The 16,025-nt window shown below is 61.2% G+C and carries 14 protein-coding genes; 9 read left to right on the top strand and 5 right to left on the bottom strand.

Annotation, left to right across the window (positions count from 1 at the left end; genetic code table 11):
* Window positions 1-36: 36 nt before the first annotated feature.
* The 5 genes from AC07V9_RS01690 (at window position 37) to pdxJ (ending at window position 3,681) form a co-directional block, all read left to right on the top strand.
* A complete protein-coding gene (locus AC07V9_RS01690; RefSeq protein ID WP_495013957.1) occupies window positions 37-414 on the top strand; it encodes a DUF4845 domain-containing protein in 378 nt (125 codons plus the stop codon).
* On the top strand, window positions 411-1,100 hold the full coding sequence (gene rnc / locus AC07V9_RS01685) for a ribonuclease III (RefSeq protein WP_495013956.1): 690 nt from the start codon (window positions 411-413) through the stop codon (window positions 1,098-1,100). Before AC07V9_RS01690 ends, rnc begins: the two co-directional genes overlap by 4 nt.
* Window positions 1,093-1,995, top strand: a complete 903-nt coding sequence (gene era / locus AC07V9_RS01680) for a GTPase Era (RefSeq protein WP_495013955.1) — start codon at window positions 1,093-1,095, stop codon at window positions 1,993-1,995. Before rnc ends, era begins: the two co-directional genes overlap by 8 nt.
* 180 nt (window positions 1,996-2,175) lie before the next feature.
* Window positions 2,176-2,865: a DNA repair protein RecO gene (gene recO / locus AC07V9_RS01675; protein ID WP_495013954.1), complete on the top strand. Its 690-nt coding sequence runs from the start codon at window positions 2,176-2,178 to the stop codon at window positions 2,863-2,865.
* A gap of 69 nt (window positions 2,866-2,934) precedes the next feature.
* A complete protein-coding gene (gene pdxJ / locus AC07V9_RS01670) occupies window positions 2,935-3,681 on the top strand; it encodes a pyridoxine 5'-phosphate synthase (protein WP_495013953.1) in 747 nt (248 codons plus the stop codon).
* 156 nt (window positions 3,682-3,837) lie between these two features.
* Here pdxJ and cmoB read toward each other — a convergent pair whose 3' ends face one another.
* The 4 genes from cmoB to lon form a co-directional block, all read right to left on the bottom strand.
* The gene (gene cmoB / locus AC07V9_RS01665; protein ID WP_495013952.1) at window positions 3,838-4,797 is read right to left on the bottom strand and encodes a tRNA 5-methoxyuridine(34)/uridine 5-oxyacetic acid(34) synthase CmoB; all 960 of its coding nucleotides are present in this window, start codon (window positions 4,795-4,797) and stop codon (window positions 3,838-3,840) included.
* A complete protein-coding gene (cmoA, locus tag AC07V9_RS01660; protein WP_495013951.1) occupies window positions 4,794-5,537 on the bottom strand; it encodes a carboxy-S-adenosyl-L-methionine synthase CmoA in 744 nt (247 codons plus the stop codon). Before cmoA ends, cmoB begins: the two co-directional genes overlap by 4 nt.
* 90 nt (window positions 5,538-5,627) lie before the next feature.
* Complete coding sequence (locus tag AC07V9_RS01655) at window positions 5,628-6,020, bottom strand: protease inhibitor I42 family protein (protein WP_495013950.1); 393 nt, start codon at window positions 6,018-6,020, stop codon at window positions 5,628-5,630.
* 231 nt (window positions 6,021-6,251) lie between these two features.
* Window positions 6,252-8,669: an endopeptidase La gene (gene lon, locus AC07V9_RS01650; RefSeq protein ID WP_495013949.1), complete on the bottom strand. Its 2,418-nt coding sequence runs from the start codon at window positions 8,667-8,669 to the stop codon at window positions 6,252-6,254.
* Window positions 8,670-8,934: 265 nt separating this feature from the next.
* Between lon and AC07V9_RS01645 the strand changes: the two genes are divergently transcribed.
* From AC07V9_RS01645 to AC07V9_RS01630, 4 genes are all read left to right on the top strand, one after another.
* Window positions 8,935-9,603: a methylamine utilization protein gene (locus AC07V9_RS01645; RefSeq protein ID WP_495013948.1), complete on the top strand. Its 669-nt coding sequence runs from the start codon at window positions 8,935-8,937 to the stop codon at window positions 9,601-9,603.
* Window positions 9,600-11,954 carry a bifunctional diguanylate cyclase/phosphodiesterase gene (locus tag AC07V9_RS01640; RefSeq protein ID WP_495013947.1) on the top strand — a complete coding sequence of 785 codons (2,355 nt, stop codon included), beginning with the start codon at window positions 9,600-9,602 and terminating at the stop codon, window positions 11,952-11,954. The genes AC07V9_RS01645 and AC07V9_RS01640 overlap by 4 nt, the downstream gene beginning before the upstream one ends.
* Window positions 11,955-12,030: 76 nt before the next feature.
* Window positions 12,031-12,858 carry a DUF3034 family protein gene (locus tag AC07V9_RS01635; RefSeq protein ID WP_495013946.1) on the top strand — a complete coding sequence of 276 codons (828 nt, stop codon included), beginning with the start codon at window positions 12,031-12,033 and terminating at the stop codon, window positions 12,856-12,858.
* Between the two features lie 2 nt (window positions 12,859-12,860).
* On the top strand, window positions 12,861-13,289 hold the full coding sequence (locus AC07V9_RS01630) for a group I truncated hemoglobin (RefSeq protein WP_495014123.1): 429 nt from the start codon (window positions 12,861-12,863) through the stop codon (window positions 13,287-13,289).
* A 216-nt stretch (window positions 13,290-13,505) separates the two neighbouring features.
* Here the strand turns inward: AC07V9_RS01630 and AC07V9_RS01625 are convergent, their stop codons facing one another.
* Window positions 13,506-15,926, bottom strand: a complete 2,421-nt coding sequence (locus AC07V9_RS01625) for a glucose/quinate/shikimate family membrane-bound PQQ-dependent dehydrogenase (protein ID WP_495013945.1) — start codon at window positions 15,924-15,926, stop codon at window positions 13,506-13,508.
* Window positions 15,927-16,025 lie beyond the last annotated feature (99 nt).

The raw sequence follows: 16,025 nt of genomic DNA, 5'->3' as shown, positions 1-16,025 counted from the left end.
GCATGCAACAGGGAAAGACTATTCTTGAGGTCACACATGACATCTGCCGGTTCGCAAAAAGGCTTGTCGCTCATTGGATGGCTGGTTCTGCTGGCAGTCCTTGCGTTTGCCGCGAGTACCGCCGCCAAACTGGTGCCGCATTACCTCGATTACATGTCGATGAAGAAAATCATCGAAGCCGCCGGTACCGACAAGGCCGCAGAGATCAACGACAGCGGTGATCTTTATGACTACGTCTCCAAAGGCATGCAGGTCAATAACATTCGGGATTTGGATTTGAACAAGGCGTTAAGCGTGACGACGGAGAACAACAGGCTCCTCGCCCATTTGAAATACGAGAAACGTGAGCCACTGATCCAGAACATCGATCTGGTGGTCAAGTTTGACCACGAATTCAGCGTGGGTAAGCCGTGAGCGTGTCATTGAGTCGTCTGGAGCGTCAGCTCGGTTATACCTTCAAGGACCAGGACTTGATGGTCCTGGCCCTGACCCACCGCAGTTTTGCCGGCCGTAACAACGAGCGGCTGGAATTCCTCGGTGATGCCATCCTCAACTTTGTGGCCGGCGAGGCGCTGTTCGAGCGTTTCCCTCAGGCCCGCGAAGGCCAGCTGTCGCGCCTGCGTGCGCGCCTGGTGAAGGGCGAAACGCTGGCCCTGCTGGCGCGGGGTTTCGATTTGGGCGAATACCTGCGTCTGGGTTCCGGTGAATTGAAAAGCGGAGGTTTCCGCCGTGAATCGATTCTGGCCGATGCCCTGGAAGCGTTGATCGGTGCGATCTACCTGGATTCAGGCATGGAAATGGCGCGCGAACGCGTGTTGTCTTGGCTGGCCAGCGAGTTCGACAGCCTGACGCTGGTCGACACCAACAAGGACCCCAAAACCCGACTGCAGGAATTTCTGCAGTCCCGCGCCTGTGAATTGCCGCGCTATGAAGTGGTGGACATTCAGGGCGAGCCGCATTGCCGAACCTTTTTCGTCGAATGCGAAGTCACCTTATTGAACGAAAAAAGCCGGGGCCAAGGTGTCAGCCGTCGCATTGCCGAACAGGTAGCCGCGGCCGCAGCCCTTATCGCCCTGGGTGTGGAGAATGGCAATGACTGATTCAACTGCAACACGCTGTGGCTATGTCGCCATCGTTGGCCGGCCAAACGTGGGCAAGTCGACGCTGCTGAACCACATCCTCGGCCAGAAGCTGGCGATCACCTCGCGCAAGCCGCAGACCACGCGCCACAACATGCTGGGCATCAAGACCGAAGGCGCCGTGCAGGCGATCTACGTGGATACCCCAGGCATGCACAAAGGCAGCGACAAGGCGCTGAACCGCTATATGAACAAGACCGCTTCGGCGGCGTTGAAAGACGTCGACGTGGTGATCTTTGTGGTGGACCGCACCAAGTGGACCGACGAAGACCAGATGGTGCTCGAGCGCGTGCAGTACGTGACCGGCCCGCTGATCGTGGCGCTGAACAAGACCGACCGTATCGAGGACAAGGCCGAGCTGATGCCGCACCTGTCCTGGCTGCAGGAGCAACTGCCCAACGCACAGATCATTCCGATTTCGGCTCAGCAGGGGCATAACCTGGAAGCGCTGGAAAAAGTCATTGCTGACGAATTGCCAGAAAATGACCACTTTTTCCCGGAAGATCAGATCACTGATCGCAGCAGCCGCTTCCTCGCCGCCGAGCTTGTCCGCGAGAAGATCATGCGTCAGTTGGGTGCGGAGTTGCCCTACCAGATCACCGTCGAGATCGAAGAGTTCAAGCAGCAGGGCAAGACCCTGCACATTCACGCGTTGATCCTCGTCGAGCGTGATGGACAGAAGAAAATCATCATTGGCGACAAGGGCGAGCGCATCAAGCGCATCGGCTCTGACGCCCGTCGCGACATGGAAGTGCTGTTCGACTCCAAGGTCATGCTCAACCTGTGGGTGAAAGTCAAAGGCGGCTGGTCCGACGACGAGCGTGCGTTGCGTTCGCTGGGTTACGGCGACCTGTAGGCGATCGGCTGTTTATAGCCTTTCCTGACGTTGACGCTGAACACTGTGGGAGCGGATTCATTCGCGAGGCGCCGGTACATCCGATAGAGATCTGTAGGGTGTACGGGCTATTTGCGAATGAATTCGCTCCTACAGTCGTTTGCGGTGGCTGTCAATACGATTGAATCCAGTGAGATCGGAATGTCGCAAACCCCTCCCGCCAGCCAACTCGCCTATGTGCTGCACAGTCGGCCGTATCGCGAAAACAGTGCGCTGGTCGACTTCATCACGCCTCAAGGCCGCTTGCGCGCCGTGCTGCGCAGTGCCCGTGGTAAGGCGGGTTCGCTGGCGCGGCCGTTCGTGCCGCTGGATGTCGAGTTTCGCGGACGTAGCGAGTTGAAGAACGTGGGGCGTATGGAGAGCGCGGGTATCGCGGCCTGGCTGGAAGGCGAGGCGCTGTTCAGTGGCCTGTATCTCAATGAACTGCTGATTCGCCTGCTGCCCGCCGAAGACCCGCATCCCGGCGTGTTCGAGCATTACGCCGCGACCCTGGTCGCCCTCGCGCAAGGCCGCGCTCTGGAACCGCTGTTGCGCTCTTTCGAGTGGCGCCTGCTGGACGACCTGGGTTACGGTTTTGCCCTCGACGCCGACATCAACGGCGATCCGCTGGACACCGATGGCATGTATCGCCTGCAGGTAGACGCCGGGCTTGAGCGGGTGTATCTGTTGCAGCCCGGCCTGTTTCAGGGCGCCGAACTGCTGGCGATGTCCGAAGCCGACTGGAGCGCGCCGGGCGCGCTGTCGGCAGCCAAGCGGCTGATGCGTCAGGCGCTGGCGGTACACCTAGGTGGCCGCCCGCTGGTGAGCCGGGAACTGTTTCGAAAGCCCTAATGACAAGATCATTTTCAGCCGTTGGCAGGCCTGATTGCCTGTCCACATCACGTTTTCAGGAGACCTAAAGTGACCCACAGCACCCGCATTCTGCTCGGCGTGAACATCGACCACGTAGCCACCCTGCGTCAGGCCCGTGGCACCCGCTATCCCGACCCGGTCAAGGCGGCGCTGGACGCTGAAGAGGCGGGCGCCGATGGCATCACCGTGCACCTGCGTGAAGACCGTCGTCACATTCAGGAGCGCGACGTGCTGCTGCTCAAGGACGTGCTGCAGACCCGCATGAACTTCGAAATGGGCGTCACCGAAGAGATGATGGCGTTTGCTGAGCGTATTCGTCCGGCGCACATCTGCCTGGTCCCGGAAACCCGTCAGGAACTGACCACCGAAGGTGGCTTGGACGTCGCCGGGCAAGAGGCACGGATCAAAGCAGCGGTGGAGCGCCTGTCTGCGATTGGCAGCGAAGTGTCGCTGTTCATCGATGCCGACGAGCGTCAGATCGAAGCCTCGGCGCGTGTGGGGGCGCCTGCGATCGAGCTGCACACTGGTCGTTACGCCGATGCGCACACGCCGACGGAAGTGGCGCAAGAGCTGCAGCGGATCGTCGACGGCGTCGCCTTTGGCATTCAACAGGGCCTGATCGTCAACGCAGGTCACGGCCTGCATTACCACAACGTGGAAGCCGTGGCGGCGATCAAGGGCATCAACGAGCTGAACATCGGCCACGCGCTGGTGGCCCATGCACTGTTTGTCGGTTTCAAGTCAGCAGTGTCGGAGATGAAGGCGTTGATTCTAGCGGCTGCGGCCAAGGCCTGATTCGCTCACAAATTGCGCTAGGACACTGCGGACCTGTGGGAGCGAATTCATTCGCGAGAGGTCCCTACATCCGATGAATCTCTGATGGATGTACCAAAGTCTCGCGAATGAATTCGATCCCACAGGATTATTGGGTGTTGTAGAAACGGCGGTGTCTCAGGCTTTTCGACCCACAATCACCGCCCGACGCGGCGCCGGCAGACCTTCCACGGTCTTGCTATGATCATTCGGATCGAGGAAGTCGCTCAGCGACTGATACTTCATCCATTGCGTGCTGCGCTGCTCCTGGACCGTAGTGGTGCTGACGTCCACACAGCGCACATCGACGAACCCCGCACGACGCAGCCACAGTTCCAGCGCAGGCACTGACGGCAGGAACCAGACGTTGCGCATCTGCGAGTAGCGATCTTCAGGCACCAGCACCTGATTCACGTCGCCCTCGACCACCATGGTCTCCAGCACCAACTCGCCACCCTTGACCAGACAATCCTTGAGCGCCAGCAAGTGATCGATTGGCGACTTGCGGTGATACAGCACACCCATGGAAAACACCGTGTCGAAGCCTTCCAGCCGCGCAGGCAGGTCCTCCAGCGCGAAGGGCAGGTGCCAGGCTGGAAGATCAGGCAGATAACGCCGCATCGCCTGGAACTGGCAGAAGAACAGCCAGTTGGGGTCCACGCCGATCACGCTGTCGGCACCCGCGCCGAGCATGCGCCACTGGTAGTAGCCGTTGCCGCAGCCGACATCGAGCACGCGCTTGCCGACCAGATCCAGATGGGGCGAGACGCGCGACCATTTCCAGTCCGAGCGCCATTCAGTGTCGACGTGCACGCCGAACACATCGAACGGCCCTTTGCGCCATGGCGACAGGCCCATCAGCGCGGCGCGGGTCTGCTCGCGGGTTGCGTCGTCGCAGTCGACGTCCAGAGCAAAACGGTCCTTGAGCTCGACGCGGCTGGGGGTGAGATCGGGCAGCGCATTCAGCGCGCCCTGCCAGCGTTCGAGGTCGCCGTGGCCCTTGTCCATTTTCGCGTCGAGTTGCGCCTGCAGGCCCTGGGCCCAGGCAGAAAGAGGGGTGCCCGCCAGGCGGCGGACCAGAGGAGCGAGATCAATCATGGCAGGGCAATCAAGGAGGCGAAATTAAGGCACTGGAACCAGGGCACGACTTTGCTGAAACCGGCAGCCAGCAGGCGTTCGCGGTGCTGTTCGAGGCTGTCGGGTTTCATCACATTTTCGATGGCGCTGCGTTTCTGGGCGATTTCCAGCTCGCTGTAGCCATTGGCGCGTTTGAAGGCCACGTGCAGGTCGGTGAGCAGGGCGTGTTCTTCGTTGTCGTCGAAACGCAGCTTCTCGGACAGAATCAGCGCGCCGCCGGGCAGCAGCGATTGGCGAATCCGGCTCAGCAGCTCAAGACGCTGCTCGGGGGCAATGAATTGCAGAGTGAAGTTCAGGGCCACGACCGAGGCAGGCTGGAATTCGAGCGCGAGGATGTCGCCCTCGACGACTTCCACCGCCAGCAACTCCTGAAACATCGAATCCTGGGCATTGAGGTATTCGCGGCAACGCTCGACCATCGCGGCGGAGTTGTCGATGGCGATCACCCGACAATCGTCGGTGCGCACATGACGGCGCAGTGCCTGAGTGACCGCGCCCAGCGAACTGCCCAGGTCGTAGAGCACGCTGTGGGGCTGGGCGAACTGCGCCGCCAGCACGCCAAGGTTCTCGACAATGGTCGGATAACCCGGCACCGAGCGCTTGATCATGTCCGGGAACACCCGCACCACGTCCTCGTTGAAGGCGAAGTCGGGCACCTGGGCCAGCGGCTGGGCAAAAATGCGGTCGGGTTCTTGGCTCACGGCGATTCCGAAGGATGAGGCGAAAAGTGCGGCATTTTAGCCAAATGTGCCGCGATGCCGAAACCTCATCTGATCATCGGGTAGCGACGCTCACTTCACGGTGATCGCGCAATCGAACGTGCGCTCGGGCCGTACTTCCGGTGCCCAAGGTTGTTGATAGACCATCATCAGGTGGCCGCTGCCTGCGTTGGCGGCCTTGTAACGCCACACCGACTGGCCAGAGGTGCCGACCATGCCAACGTCTTCCGGAGTATTGAACACTTCCGGGCCCAAGGCGGTGAGGATGGACGGCGCGGGGTTTTGCATCAGCCAGCGATGGCCGGTGGTGGGGTTGCTGGGAAGCATGAGCATCAGGGTCTGGCCGGTCTTGAGGTTGATCGGGCAGTCGTTCTGATCTTCCAGGGAGACGATCTGTTTCGGTTGCTGGGCGCAGGCGGCCAGCAGGGCCAGGCTGAATGGGATAAGTAAGCGGGCGGCAGTCATGAGGGCTCCGGTCATAGGGAACATGGGGCTGAGCATAACCGAAGACTGGAAGGATGCTAATGAGAGGGGTGGGATGTCCGTGATCTCGTCGGCGATCCGCGTCCTGTGGGAGCGAATTTATTCGCGAGAGGCCCGAGCAGACGATACACGTGCATCGCCTGAAAGATCGGATCGCGAATGAATTGGCTCCCACAGGTTTCGCGTCAAACCTTCGGGAACGGGCGCGTGGCTTTAGAACAACACCTTGGACACATCCGAAAAGCGCTTGGCGAAGTGCACGGTGATGCCTTCCTTGAGGTAATCCGGCAGTTCTTCGAAGTTGCCACGATTGGCTTCCGGCAGGATCAGTTCGAAGATCTTCTGCCGACGCGCCGCGATGACTTTCTCGCGCACGCCGCCAATCGGTAGCACATGCCCGGTGAGGGTCAGTTCGCCGGTCATGGCCACGCCTTTTTTCGGCGCCTGGTTGCGCGCCAGCGAGAGCAGGGCGCTGGCCATGGTCACGCCGGCGCTCGGGCCGTCTTTAGGCGTTGCGCCTTCGGGCACGTGCAGGTGCACGAAAGCCTCGTCGAAAAACCCCTTGTCGCCGCCAAACTTCGCCAGATTGGAACTGACGTAGCTGTAGGCGATTTCTGCAGATTCCTTCATCACGTCACCCAACTGGCCGGTGAGCTTGAAGCCGCGATTGAGGGTGTGGATGCGGGTCGCTTCGATTGGCAGGGTCGCACCACCCATGCTGGTCCAGGCCAGCCCGGTGATCACGCCCGTGCCCGACAGCACCTGTTCGCTGCGGAAAACCGGCATGCCGAGGGAGGCTTCGAGGTCTTTCGGGCCGATCTTGACGACCGTGTCCGGGTTGTCCAGCAGCTTGACCACGGCTTTGCGCACCAGCTTGCCGAGTTGCTTCTCCAACTGGCGCACGCCGGATTCGCGGGCATAGCCCTCGATGACCGCGCGCAGCGCGCTGTCGCTGATGGTCAGGCTGGTTTTCGCCACGCCCGCCTTGTCCAGCTGCTTGGGCCACAGGTGGCGCTTGGCGATGGCCAGTTTTTCTTCGGTGATGTAGCCCGAGAGGCGAATCACTTCCATACGGTCCAGCAAGGGGCCCGGGATCGAGTCCAGGGTATTGGCGGTGCAGACGAACAGCACTTTCGACAGGTCCAGGCGCAGGTCCAGGTAGTGGTCGAGAAATTCGACGTTCTGCTCGGGGTCAAGGGTTTCCAGCAGCGCCGAGGCCGGATCGCCCTGGTAGCTCTGGCCCATCTTGTCGATCTCGTCGAGCATGATGACCGGGTTCATCACTTCCATGTCCTTGAGCGCCTGCACCAGCTTGCCCGGTTGGGCGCCAATGTAGGTGCGACGGTGGCCCTTGATCTCGGCCTCGTCGCGCATGCCGCCGACGCTGAAACGATAGAACGGACGCCCCAGCGACTCGGCAATCGACTTGCCGACGCTGGTTTTACCCACGCCCGGCGGGCCCACCAGCAGAACGATGGAGCCTGCGATCTCGCCCTTGTAGGCGCCGACCGCGAGGAATTCGAGGATGCGGCTTTTGATGTCGTCGAGCCCCGCGTGGTGCTGGTCAAGCACCTTGCGCGCGTGTTTGAGGTCCAGTTTGTCTTCGCCGTAGACGCCCCATGGCACGGCGCTGGCCCAGTCCAGGTAATTGCGGGTGACGGCGTATTCCGGCGACCCGGTTTCCAGCACCGAGAGTTTATTGATCTCTTCATCGATGCGTTTGCGCGCCTGGGGCGGCAGGGTCTTGCCTTCGAGCCGCTGTTCGAACTGCTCGATGTCGGCGCTGCGGTCGTCCTTGGTCAGGCCCAGCTCCTGCTGGATGACCTTGAGCTGTTCTTTCAGGAAAAACTCGCGCTGGTGCTCACCGATCTTGCGGTTCACTTCCGCGGAGATTTCTTTCTGCAAACGCGCGACTTCGACTTCCTTGCGCAGCATCGGCAGCACCTTTTCCATGCGCTTGAGCACCGGAACGCAGTCCAGCACTTCCTGCAGCTCGACGCCGGTGGCGGAGGTCAATGCCGCCGCGAAGTCGGTCAGCGGCGACGGGTCGTTGGGGCTGAAGCGGTTGAGGTAGTTCTTCAGCTCCTCGCTGTACAGCGGGTTGAGCGGCAGCAGTTCCTTGATCGCGTTGATCAGCGCCATGCCGTAGGCCTTGACCTCGTCGGTCGGCTCGTTGGGCTGATGCGGGTACTCGACTTCCACCAGAAACGGCGGGCGATGATGCTTGAGCCAGGTCTTGATGCGCACGCGGCTCAGGCCCTGGGCGACGAATTGCAGCTTGCCGTTCTCGCGGCTGGCGTGATGCACCTTCACCAGCGTGCCGTACTCGGGCAGGGCCTTGGTGTCGAAATGACGCGGATCTTCAGGGGGCGTGTCCATGAAGAACAGGGCCAGGGAATGGTGATCGGATTTGCTCACCAGCTCCAGGGTTTCGGCCCAGGGTTCTTCGTTGACGATGACCGGCAGCACTTGCGCCGGGAAGAACGGGCGGTTGTGAATCGGGATGATGTAGACCTGGTCTGGCAGGTTTTGGCCGGGGAGGGCAAGGCTTTTTCGGTCTGAGCCAATCACTTCGTGTTCGTGATCGTTGTCGTGATGCGGATGGGAAGAGTCGGTTTGCTGGTCGCTCATGGGGCACCTGCATAAATGGGGATGAGCCTTAGATGGGGCAGTTAAGCTCAGGTTTCAATAGTTATGGCCGATAGCATTGAACAGGGGTGCCGAGAGAGAAATATAGGTGGCCTGTGCCCTCCGTCGACTATAATTTGTAATGGCCTTGTGCCTGCTTTTGGCGCGTGATCTTCTTTGATGGGAGGCGTACTCTGCGCAAAACGTCTCAGCAAACTGCCAGGGCTGGCGCTACTCTTCTTTCGGCCATGCCGTTCTGGACGCTTGTATGACCCACGTAGTCTCTTCATTGTTGGTGGCCGCAACCGTTCTTTTGGGCTCTGGCGCCCATGCTGCCTCGTTGTCGGCAGAATTCGTCGATGCCCAAGGCAAGCCCTTGAGCGATGCGGTGCTGACGCTGCAAGGGCCGGCCGGCAAGCCGGACCCTGCGCCCAAGGCCGACATGGACCAGCGCGATCAGCGTTTTGCCCCCCATGTGCTGGCGGTGCATACCGGCACCCAGATCAAATTCCCCAACAGCGACAACATCCGCCATCAGGTGTACTCCTTTTCTGCGGCAAAACGTTTCGAACTGCGCCTGTATGGCGGTACGCCATCGGACCCTGTGCTGTTCGACAAGCCCGGCGTTGTGGTGCTGGGGTGCAATATCCATGACTGGATGCTCGGCTACGTCTACGTGACCGACGACCCTTGGTTCGGCGTGAGCAACGACGACGGCACGCTGAGCCTCGATCAACTGCCGGCGGGCCACTACACGGCGACGCTTTGGCACCCTCAGGCCTCTGACATGCAGCCTGTTGCAGGCGGCGATTTCGACATTCCGGCCGCGGGCTTGCACCGCCGTTTCAGCCTTGCCGTGCAACCCAAAGGTGACGATGTGCCAGCGCCACCGCCCAGCGCGTTTGGCGATGCCTTTCATAAAGCTGCCCATGAATGAAAAGACCTCTTAGCTTTCAGGCGCGCATCGCCAGCGTGCTGATCCTGCTGTTGCTGGTCGTGGTCGGTGCGGTGTTTTTTGCCGTCAAGGCCGCGACGCAGGACGCTGTGCGCAAGCAGGCGCAGGCGCAGCTGGAAGTGGGTACCCGGGTGTTTCAGGGCTTGCTGGAAATGCGCGGCAAGCGTCTGCGCGATGCGGTGCAATTGCTGTCCAGCGATTTCGGCTTTCGCGATGCCGTCGCCTCGGCCGACTCGGCGACCATTCGTTCGGTCCTGCTCAACCACGGCGCGCGCATCAACGCTAACGATATGTTTCTGCTGGGCATGGACGGCAAGGTGCTCTCCAGCACGCTTGATCAGATCCCCGAAGGCTCGCCCTTTCCGTATTTCCAAGCCCTGCGTGACCTGAAATCCCGCAACCAGTCCATGCTGATCGTGCCCCTGCAAGGTACCCCGCACCTGCTGGTCGAGAGCACGGTGCTGGCGCCGTTGCCGATTGCGCGTGTGGTCATGGGTTTCAGCATGGACGACGACCTCGCCCAGGAGTTGCGCTCGCTCAGCGGTTTGCAGGTCTCGTTTCTGTCGGTGGTCAACCAGGTACCGGGTCAGATCATCAGCACCCAGCCGCAACCGCTGTACGACGGCCTGCGCGGCCTGATGATGAAGCCGGCCGACGATCAGATGCAGATGACCGAGCATGGCAAACACAGTTATCTCAGCGCACGCCTGAACCTGGGCAACACCGGCGACAGCAAGGGCGATCAGGTCGTGGCGTTGCTCCAGAGCCCGCTGGACCAAGCCATGCAGGCCTTCGCCCCGCTGGATGAAAAGCTGTTGTGGATCACCCTCATCGCGCTGCTCGCCTCGCTGGTGGGGACCTTGCTGTTGGCGCGAAGTGTGTCGGGGCCGGTGCGCACCCTGGCGCTGGCCGCCGAGCGTATCGGCGAAGGCGATTACAGCACCCCGGTAGACCTTGAGCGCAGCGACGAACTGGGCAAGCTGGCCGGTGCAATCAATTCGATGCAGAGCGGCATCGCCGAGCGCGAAAAACAACTGGCGCACAACGCCCTGCACGACGGCCTGACCGGGCTGCCCAACCGCGCGCTGGTGATGGAGCGTCTGGGCAGCGCGATTGCCGCCGAGCGGGGCGTTGCGCTGCTGTACCTGGGGATTGAAAACTTCCGCGCGGTCAACGACAGCATCGGTCCGGAAGGGGTTGAGCAGCTGCTGCAAGTCCTCGGTGAACAACTGCAACTGCCGCTGCGTCCGGGTGACACCGTTGCGCGTTTGTCCGGCAACGAATTCCTGCTGCTGGTGCACAACGCCGAAGTGGATGCCGCCGTCGCCGTGGCCGACCGCCTGCAACGCCTGCTGCTCAAGCCCCAGCGCATTCACGATCATGATATTTCCCTGGACGCCTGCATCGGCATCGCTGCCTACCCGGCCAACGGCGATTCGCCTTCAGAGCTGGTCAATCGCGCCTCGATTGCATGTCAGGACGCCACCCAGATGCCAGGCCGCCTGCAAGTCTACGAGGATGGCCGGGACCTTGCGCACCAGCGTCAGATCAGCCTGATCCGCGACCTGCGCCACGCCGCGCGCAACGGCGAACTGGTGCTGCATTACCAACCCAAACTGGACATCCGCAACGGCCTCGCGCGCCAGGCCGAAGCCCTGCTGCGCTGGCAGCATCCGCAGTTCGGCAATGTCTCGCCCGCTGAATTCATCGTGCTCGCCGAGCGCACCGGCAGCATTCAGCTGCTGACCCACTGGGTGATCGAGGAGGCCATGCGCCAACTGGCCGAATGGAGCCGTCGGGGCCTGCATGTGCAGCTGTCGGTGAACATTTCTGCGGAAGATCTGCTTCATGGCGACCTGGCCGACCGCGTGTCCGATCTGCTCAAGCTGTACCGCGTGCCGGCCGAACAACTGATATTCGAGATCACCGAAAGCGCTGTGATGCGCGAACCCGAGCAAGCGCTGAACGTGCTCAACCGCCTGCGCGAATGCGGCATCAGTCTGTCGGTGGATGACTTCGGCACCGGCTACTCTTCTCTGGCGCACTTGAAACGGCTGCCGGTGCAGGAGCTGAAGATCGACCAGTCATTCGTGCGCAATCTGGATGAAACCAGCGAAGACGCGGTGATCGTGCGTTCGACCATCGAGATGAGCCACAACCTGGGCCTGAAGGTGGTCGCCGAGGGCGTGGAATACGAGCACAGCCTGCGTTTGCTGGAACGTTGGCACTGCGATACCGCGCAAGGCTATTTGATCAGTCGGCCGCTCACTGCAGTGGCGTTCGAAGCATGGATCGCCACCTCTCACCGTTCACCCAGCCTGATGATCCACTGATGGGTTGAAAGTTATGACACGTAGTCTCTGGGCTGTTTTAAGCCCTGTGGTGTTAGCAAGCGTGGTTGGCGGCTCTATGGGCACGCTGCCCTGTGTCGCCGAAGCCGATCAGGGGCGTCTGATCGCGACCGCAGGTGCCAGCAGTATCGAAGGCGCGGCCGGTGGCGGGATCATCCCGTGGGCGGTCCTTGCCGGTTACGACGAGCAGGGCGAGTGGGGTGCCAACCTGTTCGCCACCCACATCAATCTCCCGGACTACACTCTGGACGTCGCCGGTACGGCGGTTTCCTACGGCAACCGCGTGGAGCTTTCCTACGCCCATCAGCGATTCGACTTGGGTTCGCTGGTGCATAAGCTGAGCCTGCCGGAAGACAACCTCTCTCAGGACATCTTTGGCGTGAAGGTGCGTCTGTTTGGCGACCTGATCTACGACCCGTTGCCGCAGGTGTCGGCAGGCCTTGAGTACAAGCACCAGAACGACTTCCTCATCCCGAGCCTGGTCGGTTCCAGACGCGATGCCGATGTCGAGGGCTATCTCACCGCCAGCCGTTTGTTCATGGGCGCGGCGTTTGGCTACAACGTGGTGGTTAACGGCGGCGTACGTTACAGCCGCGCCAACGAGACCGGCCTGCTGGGCTTTGGCGGCGATCGTCGCGACACCCGCAGCGTGTTGAAAGAAGGCTCGGTGGCGCTGCTGTTCAACCCGCGTTGGGCGGTGGGCGTCGAATACCGGGAAAAGCCTGACAACCTGTCGTTCGCCGGCGAAAGCGATTGGGCTGACGCCTTCATCGGCTGGTTCCCCAACAAGCACGTTTCTGTGGTTCTGGCCTACGCACGCCTGGGCGAAATCGCGACGCTGGATAACCAGAACGGCACCTATCTGTCTGTGCAGGGGAGCTTCTGATGATGCGGGCTTTGCGCTGGCTGTGTGTTCTGAGCCTGGCCCTGTTGGTGTCCTGCGCTCAACAACCGCCCAAGGATGACAGCCTGTATCACGCCTTGGGCGAGCGGGCAGGGATTCAGAAGATCGTTGAGGGGATGCTGTTGCACATCGCCAAGGACGACCGGATCTACAAGTACTTCGCCAAGGTCGACATCGTTCGGGTGCGGGACAAGCTGGTGGAGAAATTCTGTGTGGAGGCGGGAGGGCCTTGTACTTATACGGGCGATACCCTGGCTGAGGCGCACAAGGGGCTGAATCTGAGCCGCAGTGATTTCAATGCGTTGGTGGAGGATTTGATCGATGCGATGGACGATCTGAAGATTCCGGTAGCGACGCAGAATCGGTTGATTGCGAGGTTGGCGCCGCAGCGGGGGGAGGTTATTGAAAAGTAGGGGATTTGAAGTTCGCTAAACCTGTGGGAGCGAATTCATTCGCGAGAGGCCGGTACAGCCGACACCTTTCTTCTGCTCGATACCTTGTATCGCGAATGAATTCGCTCCACACAGATACCGCGTAACGTCTGGTTTCTCTACTAAATGAAAAAAGCGGCCACCTCTCGATGACCGCCTTTCGCATTACAGGGCTGCTTCAAAGCCCGCCAGACTCAATCACTCCGGCAGTTTGTACGCAATGATGTAGTCGCCCATCCGGGTCCCCAGCGACCCATGACCACCGGCCACGATCAGCACGTACTGCTTGCCGTCCTTACCGGTATAGGTCATCGGCGTCGCCTGACCACCCGCTGGCAGACGCCCGGCGAACAGCTCTTTACCGGTCTTCACGTCATACGCACGCAGATACTGGTCCAGCGTACCGGCCAGGAAGCCAACGCCACCTGCGGTCACCATCGAACCACCCATGCTCGGTACGCCCACCGGCAGACCGATGGGCACAGGCGTGTTGTCGCGGCTGGTGCCATTCTTGTGCTTCCACACCACCTGATTGGTGGTCAGGTCGACAGCGGCCACGTTACCCCACGAAGGCGCCTGGCACGGCATGCCGAGCTGCGACATCAGCGGGTGCATGATCACCGCATAAGGCGCGCCGGTGTTTGGCTGCACGCCGCTGGTTTCGCTTTCACGCTTGCTGCCTGCTTCCACCTTGGCGCGTGGCACCAGTTTGGAGACGAATGCCATGTAGTTCGGGCTGGTGAACATCAGCTGACGCACCGGATCGACCGAAACGGCGCCCCAGTTGAATACACCGACGTTGCCCGGATAGATGATGCTGCCCTGCTCGGACGGAGGCGTGTACTGGCCTTCGTAACGCAGTTCCTTGAACTGGATGCGGCACAGCATCTGGTCGAACGCGGTGGCGCCCCACATGGATTTTTCGGTCAGCTCAGGCGGCAGCATGTTCAGTTGCGAACGGGCCTGGGTGGGCGATGTGTGGTCGCCCTGCGCAGCACCGGTCGGTGCCGGAACTTCGTCGATCGGCACGATCGGGGTGCCGTCGCGACGGTCCAGCACGTACAGGCTGCCTTGCTTGGTCGGCTGGATCACGGCCGGCTTCACGCCGTCCTTGGTTTTCAGGTTGATCAGCGTCGGCTGGCTCGGTACGTCCATGTCCCACAGGTCGTGGTGGGTGAATTGATAGTTCCAGCGCACCTTGCCGGTGTTGACGTCCAGCGCGACCAGGCCTGCGCTGAATTTCTCGGCGCCAGGGGTGCGGTCGCCACCGTATTGGTCAGGCATCTGGTTGCCCAGAGGCAGGAACACCAGGCCCAGCTTCTCGTCGACACTGGCCAGCGACCACATGTTCGGCGCGTTGCGCGAGTAGAACTGATCGGCTGCGATCGGTGCAGTAGCGTCCGGGTTGTTCGGGTCCCAGTTCCACACCAGCTTGCCGTCGTGCACGTCGTAGGCGCGGATCACGCCCGATGGCTCGTTGGTCGACTCGTTGTCGGTCACGTGACCGCCGATGATGATCAGGTTGCGCGTGATCGCCGCAGGCGAGGTGGAGTAGTAGCCACCTGCAGTGAACGGGCCGATGTTGGCGCGCAGGTCGACAGCACCTTTGTTGGCGAAGTCTTCACAGACCTTGCCGGTGTCGGCGTTCAGCGCGATCAGGCGTGCGTCAGCAGTCGGCAGGTACAGGCGGCGAGGGCAGGCCGCGGCAATGGCTTTGCCAGCGTCGGACAGTTCGGCCGCAGGCGCGCCGACGTCGGATTTGGCGTAGGCCGCTTCGTCGTAGTACGAAACGCCACGGCAGGTCATGTGCGCCCAGCCGGTGAAGTTCTTCGCGCCTTCCTTCGAAATCTGCGGGTCGTACGACCAGAGCGTCTTGCCGGTGTCAGGGTCCAGCGCGAGCACTTTGCTGTGCGGGGTGCAGGCATAGATCATGCCGTTGACTTTCAGCGGGGTGTTCTCGTTGGTCAGCTCGACCGGGTCTTCAGCGGTCGGCAGATCGCCAGTGCGGATGCGCCAGGCTTCCTGCAGCTTGCTGACGTTTTCAGGCGTGATCTGCTTCAGTGGCGAGTAACGATTGCCATGCTCGGAGCGACCATAAGCCTGCCAGTCGCCATCGGGCATTGGCTGTGGATCGTACGCCACACCGGCGTCGTCGCGATCGAGCTTGCCTTTGATTTCACCGGGGCTGGTGAACTGACTGGCGATGGCGGTCAGGCCGGCCAGCACCACGGCGATGCTCAGGGCAACAGTCGGCAAGCCGCCAGGCTGGTCACGCAACACAGGGCGGCGGAACCACGGCAGCAGCATGACGATGCCGAGCACGAACCACAGCGACAGACGTGGCACCAGTTGCCACCAGTCCAGGCCGACTTCCCACAGCGCCCAGACCGTGCTCGCGAACAGCACCAGCGCAAACAGACCCAGCGCCGAACGACGGCCCATGATCAGCAGAATGCCGGTGATGACGAAGCCGATACCGGTCAACAGGTAGTACAGCGACCCACCCAGTGTCAGCAGCTTGATACCCCCGGCCAGCAAGGCCAGGCCCATGATCAGAATCACCAGCCCGAGCAAGCTCGGTAGCAGGCGACCCTTACTGAAAGCACCGTCAGTGCTCATAGTGTCGTACTCCGTAACGATTAAGTGGTTGACGCTTTGTTCTTTTCGCTTTTTCGACTCGAACCGTTTGAATCCGTCTCAATGACGCTAGTTCCTGAA

This window comes from Pseudomonas sp. GW821-FHT02A11 (assembly GCF_059421985.1).
Note: the sequence above shows the minus strand (reverse complement) of the source record. Positions and strands in the feature narration are given on the sequence as shown.

Coding starts and splice junctions, on each gene's coding strand:
- AC07V9_RS01635 (WP_495013946.1), top strand. CDS start 12,031: ATGGGCACGCTGCCCTGTGTCGCCGAAGCCGATCAGGGGCGTCTGATC.
- recO (WP_495013954.1), top strand. CDS start 2,176: ATGTCGCAAACCCCTCCCGCCAGCCAACTCGCCTATGTGCTGCACAGT.
- AC07V9_RS01640 (WP_495013947.1), top strand. CDS start 9,600: ATGAAAAGACCTCTTAGCTTTCAGGCGCGCATCGCCAGCGTGCTGATC.
- AC07V9_RS01690 (WP_495013957.1), top strand. CDS start 37: ATGACATCTGCCGGTTCGCAAAAAGGCTTGTCGCTCATTGGATGGCTG.
- lon (WP_495013949.1), bottom strand. CDS start 8,669: ATGAGCGACCAGCAAACCGACTCTTCCCATCCGCATCACGACAACGAT.
- AC07V9_RS01645 (WP_495013948.1), top strand. CDS start 8,935: ATGACCCACGTAGTCTCTTCATTGTTGGTGGCCGCAACCGTTCTTTTG.
- AC07V9_RS01625 (WP_495013945.1), bottom strand. CDS start 15,926: ATGAGCACTGACGGTGCTTTCAGTAAGGGTCGCCTGCTACCGAGCTTG.
- era (WP_495013955.1), top strand. CDS start 1,093: ATGACTGATTCAACTGCAACACGCTGTGGCTATGTCGCCATCGTTGGC.
- AC07V9_RS01630 (WP_495014123.1), top strand. CDS start 12,861: ATGCGGGCTTTGCGCTGGCTGTGTGTTCTGAGCCTGGCCCTGTTGGTG.
- AC07V9_RS01655 (WP_495013950.1), bottom strand. CDS start 6,020: ATGACTGCCGCCCGCTTACTTATCCCATTCAGCCTGGCCCTGCTGGCC.
- cmoB (WP_495013952.1), bottom strand. CDS start 4,797: ATGATTGATCTCGCTCCTCTGGTCCGCCGCCTGGCGGGCACCCCTCTT.